The organism is Acinetobacter sp. UBA5934, from assembly GCF_002430855.1.
Classification (GTDB): Bacteria; Pseudomonadota; Gammaproteobacteria; order Pseudomonadales; family Moraxellaceae; genus Acinetobacter.
In genome coordinates this window covers 3,535-4,066 of sequence record NZ_DJDC01000180.1, presented here as the reverse complement: position 1 = coordinate 4,066, position 532 = coordinate 3,535, and the positions used below count along the sequence as shown (strand labels likewise).

Here is a 532-nt window from a genome sequence, read left to right as displayed (position 1 = left end):
TATTTAAGTGATTTTATTAAATTTATATAAGTTTCTTTGCTTTGTAATGGGGAGGCTTGCCGACATTCGTTGATCAGTTTCATTAGCTCGGCTTGAGTGAGCTCGGGTTTGAGTTGCTGCTGAATGTGTTTTAAAACTTCCGGGTTCTTTTGCGGTAAATGACCGGTGCAATGAAACAGGCGTTCATACATGAGTGCAGAAGCCTGCTTTTTATTTTCAGAATTTTGACTGCATTGAAATACGGCGAACATAACAATAATCAAAATAATCCAGAAAATGAGGGATTTTAACTAGGTTGCATTCATAGCAGTGGATTAGAATATTTTTATTAGAATGAACATAACCAAATTTTAAGAAGTGAGCAATAGATAGGGGAATGATCTACTTTTTTAATAAAAAGATATTATTCCAGAGCACAAATCAAAAGTGTGAGTTGTGCGAGATGGGCAAAGAAATTTGGAGAATAAAAAAAAGCCCCCTTCATGATGAATGGGCTTTTTAGAATCTTGGCTCTTCCACCTGGGCTCGAACC

The 532-nt window shown here is 36.3% G+C and carries 1 protein-coding gene; it reads right to left on the bottom strand.

Annotated features, from left to right (window positions below; translation table 11 throughout):
* On the bottom strand, positions 1–251 hold a 251-nt coding region (locus B2Y23_RS13140; protein ID WP_291356064.1), incomplete at its 3' end, for a hypothetical protein.
* Positions 252–532 lie beyond the last annotated feature (281 nt).